15 protein-coding genes are annotated in these 20,174 nt (G+C 62.5%); all 15 read left to right on the plus strand.

The window, feature by feature from the left end:
• Positions 1-73: 73 nt before the first annotated feature.
• The 15 genes from B0G81_RS31875 to B0G81_RS31945 all read left to right on the plus strand — a co-directional run bounded on the left by B0G81_RS31875 (position 74) and on the right by B0G81_RS31945 (position 20,151).
• Positions 74-979: a MotA/TolQ/ExbB proton channel family protein gene (locus B0G81_RS31875; protein WP_116116482.1), complete on the plus strand. Its 906-nt coding sequence runs from the start codon at positions 74-76 to the stop codon at positions 977-979.
• Positions 980-991: 12 nt separating this feature from the next.
• Positions 992-1,414 (plus strand): biopolymer transporter ExbD, encoded by a 423-nt coding sequence (locus B0G81_RS31880; protein ID WP_012432473.1) that lies wholly within the window; start codon positions 992-994, stop codon positions 1,412-1,414.
• Positions 1,415-1,438: 24 nt separating this feature from the next.
• Entirely contained in the window at positions 1,439-1,867 is a 429-nt protein-coding gene (locus B0G81_RS31885; protein ID WP_011487696.1) for a biopolymer transporter ExbD, read from the plus strand.
• Positions 1,868-1,876: 9 nt separating this feature from the next.
• A complete protein-coding gene (locus B0G81_RS31890; RefSeq protein ID WP_134140922.1) occupies positions 1,877-3,061 on the plus strand; it encodes a tetratricopeptide repeat protein in 1,185 nt (394 codons plus the stop codon).
• Positions 3,062-3,359: 298 nt separating this feature from the next.
• On the plus strand, positions 3,360-3,935 hold the full coding sequence (locus B0G81_RS31895) for a cupin domain-containing protein (protein ID WP_012432476.1): 576 nt from the start codon (positions 3,360-3,362) through the stop codon (positions 3,933-3,935).
• Positions 3,936-4,237: 302 nt separating this feature from the next.
• On the plus strand, positions 4,238-6,982 hold the full coding sequence (locus tag B0G81_RS31900) for a TonB-dependent receptor (RefSeq protein ID WP_134140924.1): 2,745 nt from the start codon (positions 4,238-4,240) through the stop codon (positions 6,980-6,982).
• A gap of 291 nt (positions 6,983-7,273) precedes the next feature.
• Positions 7,274-9,202 carry an extracellular solute-binding protein gene (locus B0G81_RS31905; protein ID WP_134140926.1) on the plus strand — a complete coding sequence of 643 codons (1,929 nt, stop codon included), beginning with the start codon at positions 7,274-7,276 and terminating at the stop codon, positions 9,200-9,202.
• An 8-nt stretch (positions 9,203-9,210) separates the two neighbouring features.
• The gene (locus B0G81_RS31910) at positions 9,211-10,263 is read left to right on the plus strand and encodes an ABC transporter permease subunit (protein ID WP_134140927.1); all 1,053 of its coding nucleotides are present in this window, start codon (positions 9,211-9,213) and stop codon (positions 10,261-10,263) included.
• Complete coding sequence (locus B0G81_RS31915; RefSeq protein WP_121308464.1) at positions 10,217-11,332, plus strand: ABC transporter permease; 1,116 nt, start codon at positions 10,217-10,219, stop codon at positions 11,330-11,332. The genes B0G81_RS31910 and B0G81_RS31915 overlap by 47 nt, the downstream gene beginning before the upstream one ends.
• Positions 11,329-12,996, plus strand: coding sequence for a dipeptide ABC transporter ATP-binding protein (locus B0G81_RS31920; RefSeq protein WP_134140929.1), 1,668 nt, complete (start codon positions 11,329-11,331; stop codon positions 12,994-12,996). Before B0G81_RS31915 ends, B0G81_RS31920 begins: the two co-directional genes overlap by 4 nt.
• Positions 12,989-14,425: a TldD/PmbA family protein gene (locus B0G81_RS31925; protein ID WP_134140931.1), complete on the plus strand. Its 1,437-nt coding sequence runs from the start codon at positions 12,989-12,991 to the stop codon at positions 14,423-14,425. The genes B0G81_RS31920 and B0G81_RS31925 overlap by 8 nt, the downstream gene beginning before the upstream one ends.
• Entirely contained in the window at positions 14,425-15,786 is a 1,362-nt protein-coding gene (locus B0G81_RS31930; RefSeq protein WP_134143268.1) for a TldD/PmbA family protein, read from the plus strand. Before B0G81_RS31925 ends, B0G81_RS31930 begins: the two co-directional genes overlap by 1 nt.
• Positions 15,787-15,790: 4 nt before the next feature.
• Positions 15,791-16,372 carry a GNAT family N-acetyltransferase gene (locus B0G81_RS31935; protein ID WP_134140932.1) on the plus strand — a complete coding sequence of 194 codons (582 nt, stop codon included), beginning with the start codon at positions 15,791-15,793 and terminating at the stop codon, positions 16,370-16,372.
• A gap of 4 nt (positions 16,373-16,376) precedes the next feature.
• Positions 16,377-16,925 (plus strand): GNAT family N-acetyltransferase, encoded by a 549-nt coding sequence (locus tag B0G81_RS31940; RefSeq protein WP_134140934.1) that lies wholly within the window; start codon positions 16,377-16,379, stop codon positions 16,923-16,925.
• A gap of 13 nt (positions 16,926-16,938) precedes the next feature.
• The gene (locus tag B0G81_RS31945; protein ID WP_134140936.1) at positions 16,939-20,151 is read left to right on the plus strand and encodes a multidrug efflux RND transporter permease subunit; all 3,213 of its coding nucleotides are present in this window, start codon (positions 16,939-16,941) and stop codon (positions 20,149-20,151) included.
• The last annotated feature ends 23 nt before the right edge of the window (positions 20,152-20,174 follow it).

Raw genomic sequence — 20,174 nt, forward strand, 5'->3', positions numbered from 1 at the left:
CACAGGCTGTTCGGTACCGGTAGCGATTTATCAGTCTTAGTTTAGAAGTTGTACTAATGAACTTGGAGCAGGCATGAAGAAGCGTACTCTCGCCGCACTGGCGGCAAGCATGTTGATCGCCGTGACCACGGTGGATTTCGTTGCACCGCAGATGGCCCACGCGCAGGCCAGCGACGCCGCGGCGTCGGCTGCCGCGGCACCGGCCACCGCCGCGCCGCAAACCGCCAGCGCGGCCGCCGACGAAGCAGTGCCGCCGCCGGCACCGGCTACGTCTGAAACGGTCAGCAACCCTTATGGGCTCAGCGCCCTCTGGAATAACGGCGACTTCGTCGCCCGCTTCGTGCTGATTCTGCTGGTGCTCATGTCGATGGGCAGCTGGTACATCATGATCACCAAGTTCGTCGAACAGTTCCGCGCGAACCGCCGCGCGAAGAGCGCGGACGAGCAGTTGTGGACCGCGCCGTCGCTGGTGGAAGGCGCAAAGCTGCTCGACGAAACATCGCCGTTCCGCTTCATCGCCGAAACGGCTATCGAAGCGGGCGAGCATCACGAAGAAGCACTGCTTGAGGCCGTGGACCGCAACACGTGGATCGATACCTCGGTCGAGCGTGCGATCACCAATGTGTCGAACCGGCTGCAAGACGGTTTGGCGTTTCTCGGCACGGTGGGTTCGACGGCGCCGTTCGTCGGCCTGTTCGGTACGGTGTGGGGGATCTATCACGCACTGACGGCCATCGGCATTGCCGGCCAGGCGTCGATCGACAAGGTCGCGGGTCCGGTGGGCGAGGCGCTGATCATGACGGCGATCGGTCTTGCGGTGGCAGTGCCCGCGGTGCTCGGCTACAACTTCCTGGTTCGTCGCAACAAGTCGGTGATGGAGCGTGTCCGTGCATTCGGCGCACAACTGCATACCGTGTTGCTGGCCGGCAGCCGTCGCCCGGCGCGTGCTACGGCTCGCGAAGCGTCGCTGGTTCAATAAGCGGAGTCCGTCATGGCAATGAGCGTTGGGCAGGACGACAACGACGAGGTCATCTCCAGTATCAACACCACGCCGCTCGTCGACGTGATGCTGGTTCTGCTGATCATCTTTCTGATCACGATTCCGGTCGTGACGCATACGGTGCCGGTGCAATTGCCGAAGGAGACGATTCAGCCGCTGCAGACCACGCCAAAGAGTATCGTCATCGCGGTGAATCGTGACGGCGACTTCTTCTGGAACGAGAAGCAGGTCGATGCCCCGACGCTGCTGGCGCGTTTGAAGACCGTGTCGGTCATGACACCGCAGCCGGAAGTGCACGTTCGCGGCGACCAGAGCGCGCGTTATGAGTTTATCGGCCGGGTCATCACCGAGTGCGAGCGCGCCGGTATCGCCAAGGTTTCGTTTATCACTGAGCCGCCCGCACGCGGTGGCTGATTTTGAGCCCGAAAGGAGCCAAAAATGGGAATGAACGTATCGTCGGGCGGCGGCAGCGAACCGGATGTGATGGTCGACATCAACACCACGCCGCTAATCGACGTGATGCTGGTGTTGCTGATCATGCTGATCATCACGATCCCGATTCAGACGCACGCCATCAAGATGAATCTGCCGGTCGGCAATCCACCGCCGCCGATTACGCAGCCTGAAGTGGTGCAGATCGATATCGACTTCGACGGCACCACGACCTGGAACGGCCAGCCCGTGCCGAATCGCGCGGCGCTCGAATCCAGACTCGCGCAAGTGGCCGCCGAACCGGTTCAAGCCGAGATCCATCTGCGGCCGAATAAGCTGGTGCCGTACAAAGATGTCGCGGAAGTCATGGCGTCCGCGCAACGGCTCGGCGCGACCAAGATCGGCCTGATCGGCAATGAGCAGTACATGCAATAGGGAAGGGCAATGCAAACGATTCACCACCGCTTCAAGCGCGCCGTCATCGCGGCCGCTCTCGCGCTGCCGCTCGCCGCTCATGCCGCTGACACCTTGCGGCCGGACGTGGCGAAGCCGCTGAATGCCGCGCAGGATCTGTATCGCGCGCACAAGTTCAAGGACGCGCTGACAAAGATCGATCAGGCGGCGGCCGTGCCCGGCAAGACGCCGTACGAAAGCACCATGATCGAGCAGATGCGTGGCGCGGCCGCGGCGGCGGCGGGTGAAACCGGCGTGGCTTCTCAGGCCTACGAAACGTTGCTGAGTTCCGGCAAGCTGAGCGGCGCGGACGAACAGCGCACGTCGGCGGCATTGGCGGGCATCTACTTCCAGCAGAAGAACTATGCGCAGGCGGCGAAAGTCGCGCAGCGCTATCTGAAGACCGGCGGCAGCGATCCGGACATGCGCACGCTGCTGGTTCAGTCCTACTACCTGTCGAACGATTGCGCGAGCGTGGTGAGCCTGCTCAAGCCCGGCATCGATGCACAGGTGCATGCGGGTCACGCGCCCGACGAATCGCAACTGCAATTGCTCGGCACGTGTGCGCAACGCGTGAAGGACGATGCCACGTACCGCAGCACGCTCGAGAAGCTGGTTGCCTATCATCCGAAGCAGTCTTACTGGGACGATCTGTTCTCGGCGATTCGCAACAAGCCGGGCTATTCGTCGAAGCTCGATATCGACACGTATCGCCTGCGCCGCGCTACCGGATCGCTCTCGACCGCCGACGACTATATGGAAATGACCCAGTTGGCGATCGTGGCGGGCACCACGGCGGAAGGCAAGCAGATTATCGATCAGGGCTTTGCGTCGGGCATTCTGGGACGTGACGCGCAAGCGGAGCGCGAAAAACGTCTGCAGGCGCTCGCGGCCAAACGCGCGCAAGCGCCCGCCGATCCGGCAAATCCCGTTGCCCCCGTCGACATGGGTTTCAACCAGGTTTTCGCGGGGCAGGCGAAGCAGGGTCTGGCGGCGATGGATGCCGCGATCGCCAAGGGTGGACTCGACCATCCGGACCAGGCGCAGCTGCATCTCGGCGAGGCGTACTACATCGCGGGCGACAAGGCTCGCGCGGTGCAAACCTTCCGTGCGGTGAAAGGCACCGATGGTTCAGCCGACCTCGCACGTTTGTGGGTTCTGGTGGCGTCGAAATAAGAGCATTCCGCTCCCTTCAGGTTCTCTCAGATGAGGCGCGTCCCCTCACGGCGGACGCGAGGGAGTGCGCGCGTTCCAATTAACGTGGGCTCGTCTTCGATGTCGATGTGTGGTTGCAGCCGCAACTATCAAAAGGATTGTTGGGAGCGGGCAAAGTCTTCTGGATAACAAATTGATGCGGTTATCCATGGCGGACCGTCAGCAGGGTTATCAGGGACGTTTTAGGGAGAACGTTGCGCTCGACGAAACATAATTTGCATATATCAAACTATTTTTGACTACGGGATTCTGTCTTGCTATGGTCTTGCCACTCAATAACAAGGCACATGTTGCAATCTCTATAGGAAGCAAAATCCGCGCGCTGCGCCAACGGCTCAGTCGCACGCTGGATGAAGTGGCAACGACCGCGGGTATTTCCAAGCCCTTTTTGTCGCAGGTGGAACGGGGTCATGCAACACCTTCGATTACCTCGCTAGTCGGTATTGCGCGAGCTTTGGGTGTCACGGTGCAGTACTTCGTCGACACGCCGACCGAAGACAAGTCGGTGCGCAGAGGAAGCGAGTTGAAGTACTTCGGATTTGACGGAACCGCCAATCTGTTTGGAAGGCTGACGAACCTGTCGGTCGGCGGCAAGCTGGAAGTGATCCTCGTCAGGATGCCGGTGGGACAGAACCCGTCGGAAGTCACAACGCATGCCGGTGAAGAATTCTTGTATGTGATGAGCGGTCAGATCTCGCTCACGCTGGAAGGCACAACGTTCGTATTGCAGGCAGGCGACACCGCGCATTACGAGTCTACGGTGCCGCACTCCTGGTCCAATACCGCGCGTGAAGAAGCGGTGGTCGTGTGGGTCGGGACGCCGAGATTGTTTTAGTGCCACAGGCCGCGCTTTAGAAAAAGCAGTCACTCGATATTTGTAAGCATTACTTAAGTGTGTGCCCGCGATTTGGGAAGCCGGACCGACGCATGGCGGAGCCCACTCGCGCGGCAGTAGATATGTAATCGATTGGAAAGCGCTGCGCATTCCGATTGCAATAAATTAGTAGTCCGACGCTGACTTATTTGAAGTTGCTTTAACGGAACGCGGCGCAAGATCGCCGTATATCGAGTAGAGCGGTTCACGAGACCACTCTTCACATACTGCTGTGGCCTTACTGACGAGCGAGAAGGGGAAAAATGAAACAAAGGGCATTGGCGCTGGCCATTAGAAGAATAGTCTGGGCTGAACTGGCGTTGTCGGCCGCAATCGCCGTACCGGCGTTTGCGCAAAGCCAGCCGGCGACCACCGGCACCGCGGCAGGCGCGACGACGACGGAAAGCACCCCGGCAACGGGCACGGCCGCCACACCGTCTGCGGACAACACCACCGCGACGCCGACGGGCAAAGGGGTCCAGCAACTCAAGAAATTCGAGGTGACCGGGTCGCTGATCCGCACGGCGGACAAGGTCGGCAACACGGAAGTTCAGACCATCACGACCAAGGAAATCCAGCAAAGCGGTTATACGACCGTGGCCGACTTCCTGCGCGGCACGTCCGCGAATTCGGGGAGCAGCTGGGGTCAAACGACAATGAATAGCTCCGCGCAAGGCGGCGGCGGTATTGCATTGCGCGGTCTGAGCGAGAAGTACACCCTGGTGCTAGTGGACGGGCAACGGGTAGCGAATTACGGCAAGGCGGTGAACTTCACCGACACGTTCTTCGACGTGAATTCGATCCCGCTCAACATGATCGACCACATCGACATCGTGAAGACCGGTGCGGTCTCGGTGTATGGTTCGGATGCCATTGCGGGCGTGGTCAACATCATCACCAAGAAAGACTTCCAGGGCTTGCAGATCGATGGCCAGCTCGGCAAGGCGCAGCATCCGGGCGACGCGCAGGGCAACTTCAGCGTGCTCGGCGGTATCGGTGACCTGAATGGCGACCGCTTCAACGTGACAGCCGCCGCGAGCTACTACCGCGACACCGGCTCGTCGCTCGGCGATCGCGACATGACCGCGGGTCAAGACTTCAGCCAGTTCCCGGGTGGTCTCGCGGGCCCGCTCGGTCCGAACCAGCAGTCGTACTGGACCACGGCCGACGGCACCAACATGGCGCTCAATCCCTGTCCTCCGGGCAGCGTGTCGGCGAACGGCGCATCTACGTGTAAATCGAATCCGGCCAGCACCACCTCGCTGGTGCCTGCGATCACGCGCCTGAACGCGAAAGTGCGCGGCACGTTCAAGATCAATGACGACATGCAGGCTTACGCCGATTTGTGGGTGAGCCGCAACGAAACCGTGCAGAACGAAGGTCCGGCCGTGCTGAGCAGCCAGACCAACGCGTTCAACCCGGCCACCGGTTCTGCGTTGCCGATCTCGCGCACGGTCTCGGGTACCAATCCGTACAACCCGTTCGGCGTGCCCACGCTGATCAACTATACGTTCCCGAATACCGTCTCGGCGGATACGGTGTCGACGTTCTGGCGCGCATCGACCGGCGTGAAGGGCTCGTTCACCACCCCGAAATTCGGCGATTGGGATTGGTCCGCGGATTACGGCCATTCGCAGAGCACGGTCGACACGACCTACGGCAACGCGATGAATGTTGCAGGCCTCGAGAACATTCTGCAGAACGGCGTATTCAACTTTTCGAACCCGTCGGCCACGCCGAACGGTTTGAACGGCGTCTTCCAGAACGACTATGAGCAGGCGATCTCGAAGCTCGACAGCGTCACGGCGAAGACCTCGACGACCAACCTGTTCACGCTGCCGGGCGGTCCGGTCGGTGTCGGTTTTGGTACGGAATTCCGTCACGAAAGCAACATCATCAACTCGCGTACGTATAGCGCGCTCGGCATTACGGCGCCGGCCAACGTGCAAACGGTCGACGGTGAGCGCAATGTGGCCGCCGTCTACTATCAGGTGGATATTCCGATCATCCACAACCTGACGTTCACGCAGGCGGGCCGTTACGACCACTACAGCGATTTCGGCGGTGCGTTCTCGCCGAGCTTCGCGTTGCGCTTCCAGCCGGTGCGGGCTCTCACGGCTTTCGCATCGTATAGCCGCGGCTTCCGCGCGCCGACGCTGGTCGAAAACTCGCAGGCAACCTATCTGGCTCACCAGAACCTGGTGGACCCGAACGACCCGAGCGGCACGCCGACCAAGCACTTCACGACGGAACAGGTCAACGGCAATCCGGCGCTGCAGCCTGAGCGCACCAAGAACTACAACATCGGCTTCCAGCTTTCGCCGGACTCGTCGACGGATATCGGTGCGGCGTTCTACAAGATCCACATTGACGGTGTGATCGGCACGGACGATCCGAACGCGGTGATGGATGCGAACAACCCGTCGAACGTGATCCGCAATCCGGACGGCACGGTGGCGTACATCAAGGAACAGTTCGTCAACCTCGGTTCGCTCGACACCGACGGCTTCGACATGAACTTCCGCAAGTCGGTGGGCACGAAGTACGGCACGTTCACGCTGGCGGGCGATTGGGCCTATGTGTGGCACTTCAAGCTGAATAGCCCGGGTGCGCCGACGCAGGACTTCGCCGGCAACAACCTCGCGCTGTTGCAACCGTTCGGTGCGTCCAATCCGCGCTGGAAGGGTAATACCAGCCTCTCCTGGGATTACCGCAAGCTGACCACCACGCTGACGTGGCAGTACACCGGCCCGTACACCAACGCGGTGGCGTCCGAGTTCGGCGACGGCGGCACGCTGTCGGTGGCGTCGTATAGCCAGTTCAACCTGATGGCCACGTATCGCGGCTTCAAGAACTGGACGATCTACGGCGGCATCAACAACATCTTCGATCGCAAGCCGCCGTTCGACGTCGAGTGGCAGGCCACCCCGGATATCACGGGCTACGACCAGTCGCTTTACACTAACATCGGCCGCTTCTTCCAGGTCGGCGCGTCGTACCGCTTCTGAAGTCCTCGATGTTTGTGATGCACCCGCTGTCTGTCCAGGCGGTTGGCCGCTCCGGCTTCCATTGTTGGTGCCGGAGCGGCGCAAATTTGTTAGCGATGTACCGAGGCATGCCGGCGTGCACAATGCTCGTTCAGAACCAAGGCGAGCGGCGGCGAGCGGCAACGAGTTAGCGCGCAGAGCAGCGCTAGCGGGAGAAAGCTACGAGAGCGAAGGCGTCATGCCGGCACTCTTGCCGATTCGATTTACCGCGCGCCGGCCTGAAGCCGGCGCGCGTTCTTACGCATTCCGAAGATGAGACTTGTGAAGTTTCACTGGTCGCGCGCCGTGCGAACTGCAGCGGCCGCGGTGCGCCTGCCTGGCAATGCCGCGCGAATCGCGCTGTGCACAGGGGCGTGTCTGGCATTGGGCGCGGTCTGCGCGCAGGCGCGGCCCTCGATTGCGCAGTACGACGAGCCCAAATATCCCGCCGGCTTCACGCACTTCGACTACGCGGATCCCACGGCGCCGAGCGACGGCAAGCTCAGCTTTCAAAACTTCGACGAACTGCAGAGCTACGATTCGCTGAATCCGTTTCTCGTGCGCGGCGCGCCCGCGCCGGACATTCAGCATCTGATGTTCGATACGCTGATGCAGCGCAGTTGGGACGAACTCGCTTCCGAGTACCCGCTGATCGCCGACGATGTCGAGGTCGCGCCGGACCTGGGTTCGGCCACCTTCCACATCAATCCCGCCGCGCGCTTTTCGAACGGCGATCCGATCACCGCGGCCGACGTCAAATACTCGTTCGACACATTGACGAGTCCAAAGGCCTCGCCGCTCTTCAATGCGCAGTTCTCGGTCATCAAAAGCGCGACCGTGATCGACAAAAACACGATCCGCTTCGAATTCAAGCACGCCGAACGCGACGCAGCGCTGATCGCCGGCGATTTACCGATCTTCTCGCCGAAGTGGGGCATGCGCGCGGACGGCACACGTCTACCGTTCGACCAGATCGCGAACGAACCGCCGATCGCGAGCGGCCCGTATCTGATCGAGTCGCGCAAGAACGACAAGCAGATTACTTATCGCCGCAACCCCGATTACTGGGCCGCGAATCTGCCGTCGCGGCGCGGCATGTTCCGCTTCGCGAGCATCACCTTCAAACTGTATCGCGATCATTACACGCAACTGGAAGCGTTCAAGGCCGGCGACACCGACGTGCTTGTCGAATACAGCGCAACGCAATGGGCGCGCAAATACGTCGGCAAGAACTTCGACAACGGACTACTAAAGAAAGGCGAATTCGCCGACGGCCCCGCGCAAATGCAGGGCTTGCTGATGAACCTGCGCAAGCCGATGTTTCAGGACCCGCGCGTGCGTCACGCGCTGACAATGGCATTCGACTACGACTGGATGAACCGCATGATGTTCTACGGTCAATACCGGCGCACCAGCAGCTATTTTGCGGCGAGTCCGTTCGGTGCGACCGGCATGCCCGGTCCGAAGGAACTGGCCTTGCTTGAGCCGTTGAGGGCCGACGTGCCGCCGGAAGTATTCGGCTCCATGTTCAAGCAACCCACGACGATCGCGCCAGATTCCTTGCGCGGCAACTTGCGCGTGGCGCGCGATCTGCTGGCGCAAGCGGGCTGGCACTATCGCGACGGCGCCTTGCGCGACGCCAACGGCACGCCGATGACGATCGAGATCATGGACGATCAGCCCGGTATGGATCGCCTGATCCTGCCGTATATGCAGGCGCTCGGCATGCTCGGCATTCAGGCGCATATGCGCGAGATCGACAGCGCGCTGTATCAGAAGAGGCTGGATAACTTCGACTACGACATGACCACGTTCATCTATCCGCCGGTGACGATTCCCGGCGCGGAATTGACGCGCCGTTTCGGCAGCGCGGCGGCGTCGGAAGTCGGCTCGGAAAACTATCCGGGTATCCGCTCCAAAGCGGTCGACTCGCTGATTCACTCGGCGCTCTCCGCCGACAATCTCGACGACCTCGAAGCGGCAACCCGTGCACTCGACCGCGTGCTGATCTATTCGTTCTACATCGTGCCGGAGTATTACGCGCCGGGCGCGCGGATCGGCTACAAGTCTACGCTCGGTCATCCGGACAAAGTGCCGACGACGTATGTATACGAAGACTGGGTGATCGACTACTGGTACAGGAAAACGCCGGTCGCCCAGACCGCATCTTCCACCGCGGCTAAGGCCGCCACGGCTCACTGAGGCACAGCATGCTTGCCTACATTCTCAGACGCTTGTTGTTGATGGTGCCGACCCTGCTCGGCGTGGTCACGCTGACCTTTGTCGTCACGCAGTTCGTGCCGGGTGGGCCGGTCGAACAGGTGATGACGCAACTCCGCCACGGCGCTGGCCGTGGCGGAGAGGCGGGGGCGGGCGGCGGCGGTTATCACGGCAGCCAGGGCGTCGATCCGCAGCAGTTGGAGCAGATCAAGAAACAGTTCGGCTTCGACAAGCCGCCGCTCGAACGCTATCTGCTGATGCTCAAGCACTATGCAACGTTCGATCTCGGCCAGTCCTACTATCAGCACGACAGCGTGTGGGACGTGATCAAATCGAAGCTGCCCGTGTCGATCACACTCGGCTTATGGACGGTGCTGCTCACCTATCTGATATCGGTGCCGTTGGGGATCGCGAAAGCGGTGCGCAACGGCTCGCGCTTCGATACCGTCACGAGCGTGCTGGTGCTCACCGGCTATGCGATTCCCGGTTTCGTGCTCGGCGTGCTGTTATTGATGTTATTCGGCGGCGGCACGTTCTGGCAGGTGTTTCCGATGCGCGGTCTCACCTCGGATAACTTCAACGATCTCAGCGCGTTCGGCAAACTGCTCGACTATCTGTGGCACATCGTGTTGCCGGTCACGGCTTCGGTCGTCGGCAACTTCGCGATCGTCACCATTCTGACCAAGAACACGTTTCTGGAGGAAATCGGCCGGCAATACGTGCTGACCGCGCGCGCCAAGGGCGCACCGGAGCGCGACGTGCTGTGGAAACACGTGCTGCGCAATGCGGCGATTCCGCTGCTCACCGGTTTGCCGGCGGCCTTCGTCGGTGCGTTTCTGAACGGCAATCTGCTGATCGAAACGCTGTTCTCGCTCGACGGCATGGGCCAACTGTCGTACGACTCCGTGATTCGCCGTGACTATCCGGTCGTGCTCGGTTCGCTGTTTCTGTTCACGCTGATTGCCCTCGTAACCAAACTCATTGCTGACGTCTGCTATGTCCTCGTCGACCCCCGCATCCAATTCAACCGCCTGGACCGCTGATGCGGCCGGCGCGGCGCACGCGGCGTCGCCGTCTCCGTGGCGGCGTACGTGGCTGCGCTTCAGGCGGCAGCGTCTCGGTTACTGGAGCCTCGTGATTTTCGTGTCGCTGTTCGCCATCAGCCTGCTCGGCGAGGTGTTGTCCAATGACCGTCCGTTGCTCGTCCGTTACGACGGGCACTACTACTTCCCGATCGTGAAGGACTATCCGGAGACGCTGTTTGGCGGCGACTTTCCGGCGCGTGCCAATTACCTCGATCCGTATATCCGCTCGCGGCTCGAATCGAATGGCAACTTTGCGATCTATCCGCCGAATCATTTCCACTACGACACGATCGACTATTTCGCCGCGCATCCGTATCCGGCGCCGCCCACCGCGAGCAACTGGCTCGGCACGGATCAGTTCGGGCGCGACGTGCTGGCGCGGCTGCTGTACGGCTTCCGCTTGTCGGTGCTGATGGCGCTGGCGCTCACGGTTTCCGGGGTGGTGGTCGGCGTGCTGACTGGCGCGGTGCAGGGTTTTTACGGCGGACGCACCGATCTGATCGGTCAGCGCCTGATCGAAATCTGGAGTTCGATGCCGGACCTGTACCTCCTGATCATCTTCGCGTCGATCTTCGAGCCCACGTTGTGGTTGCTCTTCATTTTGCTGTCGATGTTCGGTTGGCTCGTCCTGTCCGATTACGTGCGCGCTGAATTCCTGCGCAACCGTTCGCTCGATTACGTGAAGGCGGCACGTACCATGGGTCTCACCAACTGGCAGATCATGTGGCGTCATGTTCTGCCGAATAGTTTGACGCCGGTGATTACCTTCCTGCCGTTCCGCATGAGCGCCGCGATTCTCTCACTGACCAGCCTCGACTTTCTTGGCCTCGGCGTGCCGCCGCCGACACCTAGCCTCGGTGAACTGCTGCAGGAAGGCAAGAACAATCTTGACGCATGGTGGATCTCGATGTCGGCGTTTGCCGCGTTGGTGATCACGTTGCTGTTGCTGACCTTCATGGGCGACGCATTGCGCAATGCGCTCGACACGCGTTCGCGCGGTTCAGCTTTCGGCGGAGGTCCGCGATGACCGCCACTCAGGCGTCGATCGCTCGGCCGTTGCTGGAAATCGATCGTTTCTCCGTGCGTTTCGGCGACAAGGTCGCTGTGCATGAACTCAGCCTCTCAATCGCACGCGGTGAGCGCGTGGCGCTGGTCGGCGAATCGGGCTCGGGCAAGAGCGTCACCGCGCTGTCCATTCTGCGGCTCGTCGAGCATGCCGAATTGAGCGGCCGCATGTTGCTCGACGGCGAGGACCTGCTGCAAAAAACCGAGCAGCAGATGCGCGGTCTGCGCGGCGCCGACGTCGCAATGGTGTTTCAGGAACCGATGACGGCGCTCAATCCGCTCTTCACGATCGGCAAGCAGATCGCCGAGAGCCTGCGTCTGCATGAAGGTCTGAGGCCGAATGCGGCGCGCGAGCGCGGCATCGAGTTGCTCAGGCGCACGGGCATTCCCGAGCCGGAGCGGCGCATCGACAGCTTTCCGCATCAGTTGTCCGGCGGCCAGCGGCAGCGCGCGATGATCGCCATGGCGCTCGCCTGCCGTCCGCGTTTGCTGCTCGCCGACGAACCGACTACCGCGCTCGACGTCACCGTGCGCCAGCAGATTGTCGATTTGCTGATTTCGTTGCAGGAACAGGAAGTGGCCGAACGCGGCATGGCCGTGCTGTTGATTACGCATGACCTGAATCTGGTGAAACGTTTTGCGCAGCGCGTCGCGGTGATGGAAAAGGGCGTGCTGGTCGAAACCAATACGACCGAAGCGCTATTCGCGAGCCCGCAACATCCGTACACGCGGCGGCTGCTCGACAGCGATCCGCAACGCGCGGTCGAACCGGTCGAGGCGGGCGCGCGCCGGCTGCTCGAAGTGCAAGGACTGGCCGTCGATTACCGCACGTCGGCGAAAGGCTGGCGGTCCATGTTTGGGCGCTCCACGTTCCGTGCGGTGCACGATGTCGACCTGAGCGTGCGGCGCGGCGAAACGCTCGGCATTGTCGGTGAATCGGGTTCGGGGAAATCGACTTTGGCCGCGACCGTCCTCGGTCTGCAACAGCCGGCCGCCGGCCATATTCATATCGACGGTTTGCCGCTGTCCACGCTCAAGACGGCGAACTCGCGCCGCGCGCTGTATTCGCGCATGCAAGTCGTGTTTCAGGACCCGTTCGGCTCGTTGTCGCCGCGCATGACGGTGGAGCAGATCATCGGCGAGGGTTTGGCCGTGCATCGGCCGGAAGTGGATGCGAAGGCACGGCGCGCGCGCGTCGGCAGCCTGCTCGAAGAGGTCGGCATGCCGGCCGACGCGATGCTGCGCTATCCGCACGAATTCTCCGGCGGCCAGCGTCAACGTATTGCGATTGCGCGCGCACTGGCCGTCCAGCCGGAATTGATCGTCCTCGATGAGCCCACCAGCGCGCTCGACGTGTCGATCCAGAAACAGGTGCTGAATCTGCTGACAAATCTGCAGAAAAAGTACAAGCTAAGCTATCTGTTCATTACGCACGATCTGGCGGTGATGCGAGCCATGGCGCATCGCGTGATCGTAATGAAGTCGGGACGCATTGTGGAGGCGGGCGACACACTCGATGTGTTGCATGCGCCGTCGCATCCTTATACCCAGTCGCTGCTCGCCTCGTCGCTCAATGTGCCGGAGCCCGGCACGGCCGCGACTCATACGGGACCTGCCAATGATTGACGAACGTTGGGCGCGGGCCGCCCAAACGCTGAAAAGCCGCGCGGCGTTCTGGTCGCTGCGCATTGTGGACGAACAGGTCGACGACCACGAGATTCGCAACGACATCGCGCAGCCGCTGCGCACCGTGCGCGATCGCGGTGCGATGCTGATCGCGTGGGTGGGCGCGGGGGCGGGTTATGCCGCGACTGCGAATCTCTCGGCGGCCGGTTTGCAGGCCGCGCTCGATTTAGCCACCGCACGCGCTGAGGCGAGCGCGGCCTTGTCGCTGATCGACCATCGGGAAGTCGCGCGACCCGCGGCGAGCGGCCAGTACGTGTCGCCGAATGCGCAACGCGCATTGCCGAACCGTGCCGAATGGCTCGAGCTTCTCGGCGCGGAATGCGCGGGCGCGAACCTCGATGCAAAAATCGTCGAACGTGTGGCGGCAGTGCAGATCACGCACACCGATCAACTCTACATCACCGGCGACGGTGTACGTATCGACCAGCAGTTCCGTTTCGTGATGCCGCAATTGAGCGTCGCCGCGCACGCGAACGGCGATACGCAAGTGCGCACGCTGGGCGGCAACTACGGCACGCTCGGCCAGGGCGGTATGGAAGTGCTGACGCGTTTCGGCTTCGAAGGCTCGGGCGCGCGCGTCGCGAACGAAGCGCTGCAATTGCTGGCCGCGCCGAATTGCCCATCGGGCAAGCGCGATCTGTTGCTGATGCCCGACCAGATGATGCTGCAGATTCACGAATCGATCGGCCATCCGCTCGAACTGGATCGCATTCTCGGCGATGAACGCAACTTCGCGGGCTGGAGCTTCGTCAAGCAGGACATGTTCGGTTCGTATCGCTACGGCTCGGAACTGCTGAACGTCACCTTCGATCCGTCGCTGCACGAAGAAGCCGCAGCCTACGCATTCGACGACGACGGCACCGAAGCGCACAAGCAATATCTGATTCGCAACGGCGTGCTGGAACGTCCGCTCGGCGGCGCGTTGTCGCAACAGCGCGCACGCATGCCGGGCGTCGCGAACTCGCGTGCTTCGAACTGGAACCGGCCACCCATCGATCGCATGGCGAATCTGAATATCGAGCCGGGCGAGAGTTCGCTGGAGGCGATGATCGGCAATATCGAACATGGCATTCTGATGCGCACCAACACGTCCTGGTCGATCGACGACCATCGCAACAAATTCCAGTTCGGCTGCGAGTTTGGCCAGTTGATCGAAAACGGCAAGCTCACGCAGGTCGTCAAACAGCCGAATTACCGCGGTATTTCCGCGAATTTCTGGCGCAGCCTGAGTGCGGTGGGCAACGCGAGCACGCGCGAAGTGTATGGCACGTCAATGTGCGGCAAGGGCGAGCCGGCGCAGATCATTCGCGTCGGCCATGCGTCGCCGGCTTGCGTGTTCAGCAACATCGACGTGTTCGGAGGCGCATGATGAGCCAGTTCATCTCTTCGCGCGCCGCCACGTCGGTGGATTGGGAGCGGCATTTCACTTTGCTCGCCGATGCGATCGAGCGCCTGCAGCAAGGCGGCGAAACCACGCTCAGTTCATTTGCCGGCGAGCAGTCCGACTTCATCCGTTTCAATTCGGGCAAGGTGCGGCAGACCGGCAGCGTGTCACAAGGCAAGCTGACCTTGCGTCTGATCGACGGCGCGCGTCAGGCCTATTCCACGCTGACGGTATGCGGCGATCTGCAACAGGATCTCGATGAAGTGAGCGCCGCGCTCGCCACCTTGCGCGAAGGTCTGCGCGATGCGGCGGACGACCCGCATCTACTGTTCGACACGTCGAAATGGCAGCGCACCACGCAGCGCTCCGGCAAGCTGCCGAACCCCGACGGGCTCGCGCACATCGTTGCGGAATGCGCGCGAGGGCTCGACTTCGTGGGCTTCTATGCGGGCGGCACCATCGTGCGCGGTTTCGCATCGACGAACGGCAGCCGCGGCTGGTATGAAGTGGACAACTTCAATTTCAGCTGGTCGCTGTACGACCCGAGCGGCCGCGCGATCAAAACCACCTACGCCGGCGACGACTGGAGCGATGCCGTGTTCGCGGGCAAAGTGGAACAGGCCGCGACACGTCTTGCCGTTCTGGCGCGCACGCCGCGCACATTGGCGCCGGGACGTTACCGCTCCTATCTGGCGCCCGCCGCGCTCGCGGAACTGCTCGGCGTCACCGCATGGAGCGGCTTTTCCGCTCGCGCTCAGGCGAGCTCGCGCAGCGAGTTGTACAAGCTGCATGTGGGAGAAGTCGTAGTCGACCCGCGCGTGACGATCAGCGAAGATCTCAGTCTCGGCATCACGCCAGGATTCAATGACGACGGTTACCTGCGTGACAGCGTCCCGTTGATCGAGGCCGGCCGCAGCGCCGAACGCCTGACCAACGCACGCAGCGCACGCGAATACGGTTTGACGCCGAACGGCGCGTTGGCCAGCGAATCACCGGCCGCGCTCTCGATGCAAGCGGGCGACTTGCTGGAAGAAGAGGTGCTCGCAAAGATCGACACGGGTCTCTACATCGGCAACCTCTGGTACGTGAACTTCTCGGACCGCATGAATTGCCGCCTCACCGGCATGACGCGCTTCGCGACGTTCTGGGTCGAGAACGGAGAAATCGTCGCACCGCTGGAAGCCATGCGTTTCGACGACAGTCTGTACCGCTTGCTCGGCAGCGAACTCGAACAACTCGGCGCGCAAGCGGAACTGCTATTGAGCGATTCGACATGGGGCGAGCGCGCCACGGGCGGCATGCAATTGCCGGGCATTCTGGTGAGGTCATTCGAATTGACGTTATAAGCCTATGGATCAACACGAAAAAACAAAATCAAAACCTGAGAGCTTGCCCGAGGGCCTGACGCTGCGCGCGTTGCGTGTGGCCGACGCGGAACAGTTTCACGCCATGCTGCAATTGCCCGTGGCGATGAACGGCAATCCGCAGGTGCCGTTTCGGACCGTTGCCAGCACACGCGAGCACCTGGAAAAATTCGAGGCCCCTGGCATCGCGATCGCGGCGACGGTCGGCGACACGCTGGTCGGTCAGGCCAGCCTCAGTCCTTTCAAGGGACGCCGCGCGCATGCCGCCTCGCTCGGCATTGGCGTGCACGACGCGTGGCAGCGGCGCGGCATCGGTCATGCGCTGATGGCGGAGCTGCTCGATCTGGCGGACAACTGGCTCGGTCTGCGCCGCGTCGAGTTGCATGTCTACACCGATAACCGCACGGCACTCGCGCTATACCGCAAGTTCGGCTTCGAGATCGAAGCGCATCAGCGCGGTGCCATATTGCGTCGCGGCGTACTGATCGACTGTTACTTCATGGCGCGGCTGCGCGAACCGGCGCCGTGGATGTCGCCGCCATCTGTCGCCCGTCTCGCAGCGGAATAAAACCATGAACGAAACAAGGTTGCGGGACGACGCCGTACATTACAAATGTATTATGGTGCGCGCGTTCGAATCGTCGGACATGGATGCGTTCGCCGAGATCATGAGCTTGCCTGGCGTGCGGCGCGGCACGCTGTCGGTCGGCTATCGCAGTCCTGAACAACTCGCGGCGTGGCACGAGCGGAGCCTCAAAGGCGGCGTGAACGTGTGCGCGGTTATCGACGGACGCGTGGTCGGCCACGCGGGCCTGGAGGTCCACCGGTCGAGCCGCGCGCACTGCGCGCATTTAGGCGTCGCCGTGCACGACGCGTATCATGGCCGCGGTGTCGGCACCGCGCTTTTGCAAGGCTTGATCGACTGCGCGGATGCGTCGCTCGGCTTGCGCCGCATCGACCTCACGGTGTTTGCCGACAACGCGCCGGCCATCGCGCTGTATCGCAAGTTCGGCTTTGTCGAAGAAGGCCGCTCGCGCGGTTTCGCCATGCGTGACGGTGTGCTGGCGGACGCGCTGCATATGGCCCGCCTCGTCGACGCACCGCGCCTCCAGACAATCTGAACGGATTCATTGAGTGCCATTTTTCTTCATCGACCGCCCGGTCTTCGCATGGATCGTCGCGCTCGCCATTGTCGTGGCGGGCGCGCTGGCTATTCCGCAACTGCCGGTGGCGCAGTATCCGCGCCTTGCGCCGCCGCGCATTGTGATATCCGCCATGTATCCGGGGGCGTCGACTGAAGTTGTGGACGAGAGTGTCGGCAGCATCATCGAGGAGAGTCTCGATGGCGCCGACAATATGATGTACTACCAAACGACCAGCGACAACCTGGGCGAACTCGAAATCGACGCGACCTTCGCGCCCGGCACCAATCCGGATCTCGCGCTGGTCGACATCCAGAACCGGCTCAAGCAGGTCGAGCCGCGTTTGCCGCAACAGGTGGTGCAGCAGGGCATCAGCGTATTCAAGGCGGCCAACACGTTCCTGATGCTGGTCGCGCTGAGTTCCACCGACGGCACGCGCGACTCCGTGCAATTGAGCGACTATCTGAGCCGCTACGTGTTGCGCGAGTTGAAGCGCGCGCCCGGCGTGGGCTCAGCCCAACTCTGGGACGCCGACGAAGCGCTGCGCATCTGGCTCGACCCGATGAAGCTGCGCGAATACGGCCTCGGCGCCGCCGAAGTGAATGCCGCCATCGCCGCACAGAACGCAACCGTGACGGCGGGCACGCTCGGCGACGCGCCATTCGTGCCGGGCCAGCAATTGACCGCCTCGGTGAGCGTGAAAGGCCAGTTGATCTCGCCGGCGGAATTCGGCCAGATCGTGCTGAAGGCGCGGCCGGACGGCTCGGCTGTGCGCCTGCGCGATGTCGCGCGCGTCGAACTCGGGCGTGACAACTACTCGTACTATTCGCGCCTGAATGGCAAGGCTGCTGCAACGGTCGGGATTCAACTCGGGCCGCGCGGCAACGCGCTCGAAACGTCGAACGCGATTCGCGCGCGGCTTGCCGAACTGGCGAAAGGCTTGCCTTCGGGCGTCGCCATCGAAATCCCCTTCGACAACGCGCACTTCGTGAAGATCGCCATTCACGAGGTGCTCGTCACGCTCGCGGAAGCGGTCGTGCTGGTGTTCTTCGTGATGTGGCTGTTCCTGCGCGATCTGCGCTATACGTTGGTGCCGACCGTCGTGATTCCGGTCACGCTGATGGGCGCGTTTCTCGCCATGTATGCGTGCGGTCTGTCGATCAACGTGTTCACGATGTTCGGCCTCGTGCTCGCCATCGGCATTCTGGTCGACGACGCGATCGTGGTGGTGGAGAGCGTGCATCGCGTGATGGAAGAAGAGGGCTTGCCGCCACGCGAGGCCACGCGCAAAGCCATGTCGCAGATCGGCGGCGCGATTGTCGGCGTGACGGCGGTGTTGACGGCGGTGTTCGTGCCGATGGCGTTCTTTCCCGGCGGCGTCGGCGGAATCTACCGGCAATTCGCGGTGGCGATGATCGCGTCGATGCTGGTGTCGTCGTTCATGGCCTTGTCGTTGACGCCCGCGTTGTGCGCGAATCTGCTGAGGGCGCACACGCAATCGGTGCGTCAACGCGACGCGCGCCGCGGCATTCGCGGTTTCGCGGCGCGCGCGGCGAGCCGTTTCACGTCCGGCTTCGATCGCGCCGCGCGTGGTTATCGCGGGTTGACCGCGCGCACGTTGCGCCGTATCGGCCCCATGCTGGCCATCTACGCGGTGCTGGTCGGCGTGTGCGGCGTGCTCTACTGGCAGATGCCCGGCGGTTTCCTGCCAAGCGAAGACGAAGGCCAGTTGCAGGTCATGATTCAATTGCCCGCCGGCGCCACCCAGGCGCGCACGCTGGCCGTGGTGCAACGCGCGGAAACGATTCTCCATGCCGAGCCCGCAATCGCGAACGTCACGAGTGTGATCGGCTGGAGCTTTTCGGGCAGTGGTCAGAACGTGGCGATGGGATTCGTCGAACTCAAGGACTGGGGCAAGCGCGATATCGATGCGCTGGCCCTGCGCGACCGGCTCAACGCAAAGTTCGATCAGATTCTGGACGGTAGCGTCGAGGCTCAATTGCCGCCTTCGGTGCCGGGACTCGGGCATTCGGACGGGTTCGTGTTCCGCCTCGAGGATCGCGGCGGCGTGGGGCTCGACGCGCTGAAGGCCGCGCGCGAGCAACTGTTCACGCAGGCCAAGGCGAGCCCGGTGCTGGCCTCGGTGCACTCGGAAGATCTGCCTGACGCGCCGCGCGTCGAGCTTATCGTCGATCGCGCGAAGGCTTATGCGCTCGGAGTGTCGTTCGACCGCATCGCGGACGTGCTGGGCAGCACCTTCGGCTCGACCTATATCGACGATTTCCCGGCCGGCGGCCGCATGCGCCGCGTCATGATCGCCGCCGACGCCGCGGCGCGCATGACCGAAGAGGATTTGCTCGCGCTTTCCGTGCCCAACTCGACGGGCGGCATGGTGCCGCTCTCGGCTATCGCAACGCGTCAGTGGACGATCGGCCCGGTGATGCTGACGCGCTACAACGGCTATCCGTCGCTCGACGTGAGCGGTCACGCGGCGCCAGGCTACAGTTCCGGCGCGGCCATGGCGGAGCTGGAGCGACTTGCGGCTTCCCTGCCGGTCGGCGTGAGCTACGACTGGGTCGATGCCGCGCGCGAGGAAACCGCGGCCGCGAGACTCACGCCGCTGTTGATCGGCCTGTCGTTGCTGGCGGTGTTCATGGCGCTGGCCGCCCTGTACGAAAGCTGGACGATTCCGCTTGCCGTGCTGATGGTCGTGCCGCTCGGCGTGATCGGCGCGGTTGCGGCGGTGCTGTTGCGTGGCATGCCTAACGATGTGTACTTCAAGGTCGGCATGATCACGGTGATCGGCCTCGCGGCGAAGAACGCGATTCTGATCGTGCAATTCGCCCGCGATCTGTACCAGGGCGGCATGCCGTTGACGCGTGCGGTGACCGAGGCCGCGGGCGCCCGGTTCCGGCCGATCGTGATGACCTCGGCGGCGTTTCTGCTGGGCGTCGTGCCGCTCGTGGTGTCGAGCGGCGCGGGTGCCGAAAGCCGCCGCTCGATCGGCACAGGCGTCTTCGGCGGGGTGCTGGCTGCCACGCTGTTCGGGCTGGTGTTCGCGCCGGTCGCGTTCCATGCGGTCGCTTCGCTCACGCACGGACGGCGGCGGCTGGCGGCACTGCATCGCAGGCGCGCCGAGCGGCAGGGCCGCCGTGCCGCGACCGGGATCGAACGCGAGTCGCTCGACGAGTCGCCGACGGCCTGAGCGTTCGGATAGCTGCGTCGTGA

It is taken from the genome of Paraburkholderia sp. BL6665CI2N2 (genome assembly GCF_004366535.1).
In the GTDB taxonomy this organism is placed as follows: domain Bacteria; phylum Pseudomonadota; class Gammaproteobacteria; order Burkholderiales; family Burkholderiaceae; genus Paraburkholderia.

Excerpts from the sequence above, each read along its gene's own strand:
- B0G81_RS31940 (WP_134140934.1), top strand. The coding sequence starts at position 16,377 with ATGAACGAAACAAGGTTGCGGGACGACGCCGTACATTACAAATGTATT.
- B0G81_RS31905 (WP_134140926.1), top strand. The coding sequence starts at position 7,274 with ATGAGACTTGTGAAGTTTCACTGGTCGCGCGCCGTGCGAACTGCAGCG.
- B0G81_RS31880 (WP_012432473.1), top strand. The coding sequence starts at position 992 with ATGGCAATGAGCGTTGGGCAGGACGACAACGACGAGGTCATCTCCAGT.
- B0G81_RS31915 (WP_121308464.1), top strand. The coding sequence starts at position 10,217 with ATGTCCTCGTCGACCCCCGCATCCAATTCAACCGCCTGGACCGCTGAT.
- B0G81_RS31920 (WP_134140929.1), top strand. The coding sequence starts at position 11,329 with ATGACCGCCACTCAGGCGTCGATCGCTCGGCCGTTGCTGGAAATCGAT.
- B0G81_RS31900 (WP_134140924.1), top strand. The coding sequence starts at position 4,238 with ATGAAACAAAGGGCATTGGCGCTGGCCATTAGAAGAATAGTCTGGGCT.
- B0G81_RS31875 (WP_116116482.1), top strand. The coding sequence starts at position 74 with ATGAAGAAGCGTACTCTCGCCGCACTGGCGGCAAGCATGTTGATCGCC.
- B0G81_RS31930 (WP_134143268.1), top strand. The coding sequence starts at position 14,425 with ATGAGCCAGTTCATCTCTTCGCGCGCCGCCACGTCGGTGGATTGGGAG.
- B0G81_RS31890 (WP_134140922.1), top strand. The coding sequence starts at position 1,877 with ATGCAAACGATTCACCACCGCTTCAAGCGCGCCGTCATCGCGGCCGCT.
- B0G81_RS31910 (WP_134140927.1), top strand. The coding sequence starts at position 9,211 with ATGCTTGCCTACATTCTCAGACGCTTGTTGTTGATGGTGCCGACCCTG.
- B0G81_RS31895 (WP_012432476.1), top strand. The coding sequence starts at position 3,360 with ATGGTCTTGCCACTCAATAACAAGGCACATGTTGCAATCTCTATAGGA.
- B0G81_RS31925 (WP_134140931.1), top strand. The coding sequence starts at position 12,989 with ATGATTGACGAACGTTGGGCGCGGGCCGCCCAAACGCTGAAAAGCCGC.
- B0G81_RS31935 (WP_134140932.1), top strand. The coding sequence starts at position 15,791 with ATGGATCAACACGAAAAAACAAAATCAAAACCTGAGAGCTTGCCCGAG.
- B0G81_RS31885 (WP_011487696.1), top strand. The coding sequence starts at position 1,439 with ATGGGAATGAACGTATCGTCGGGCGGCGGCAGCGAACCGGATGTGATG.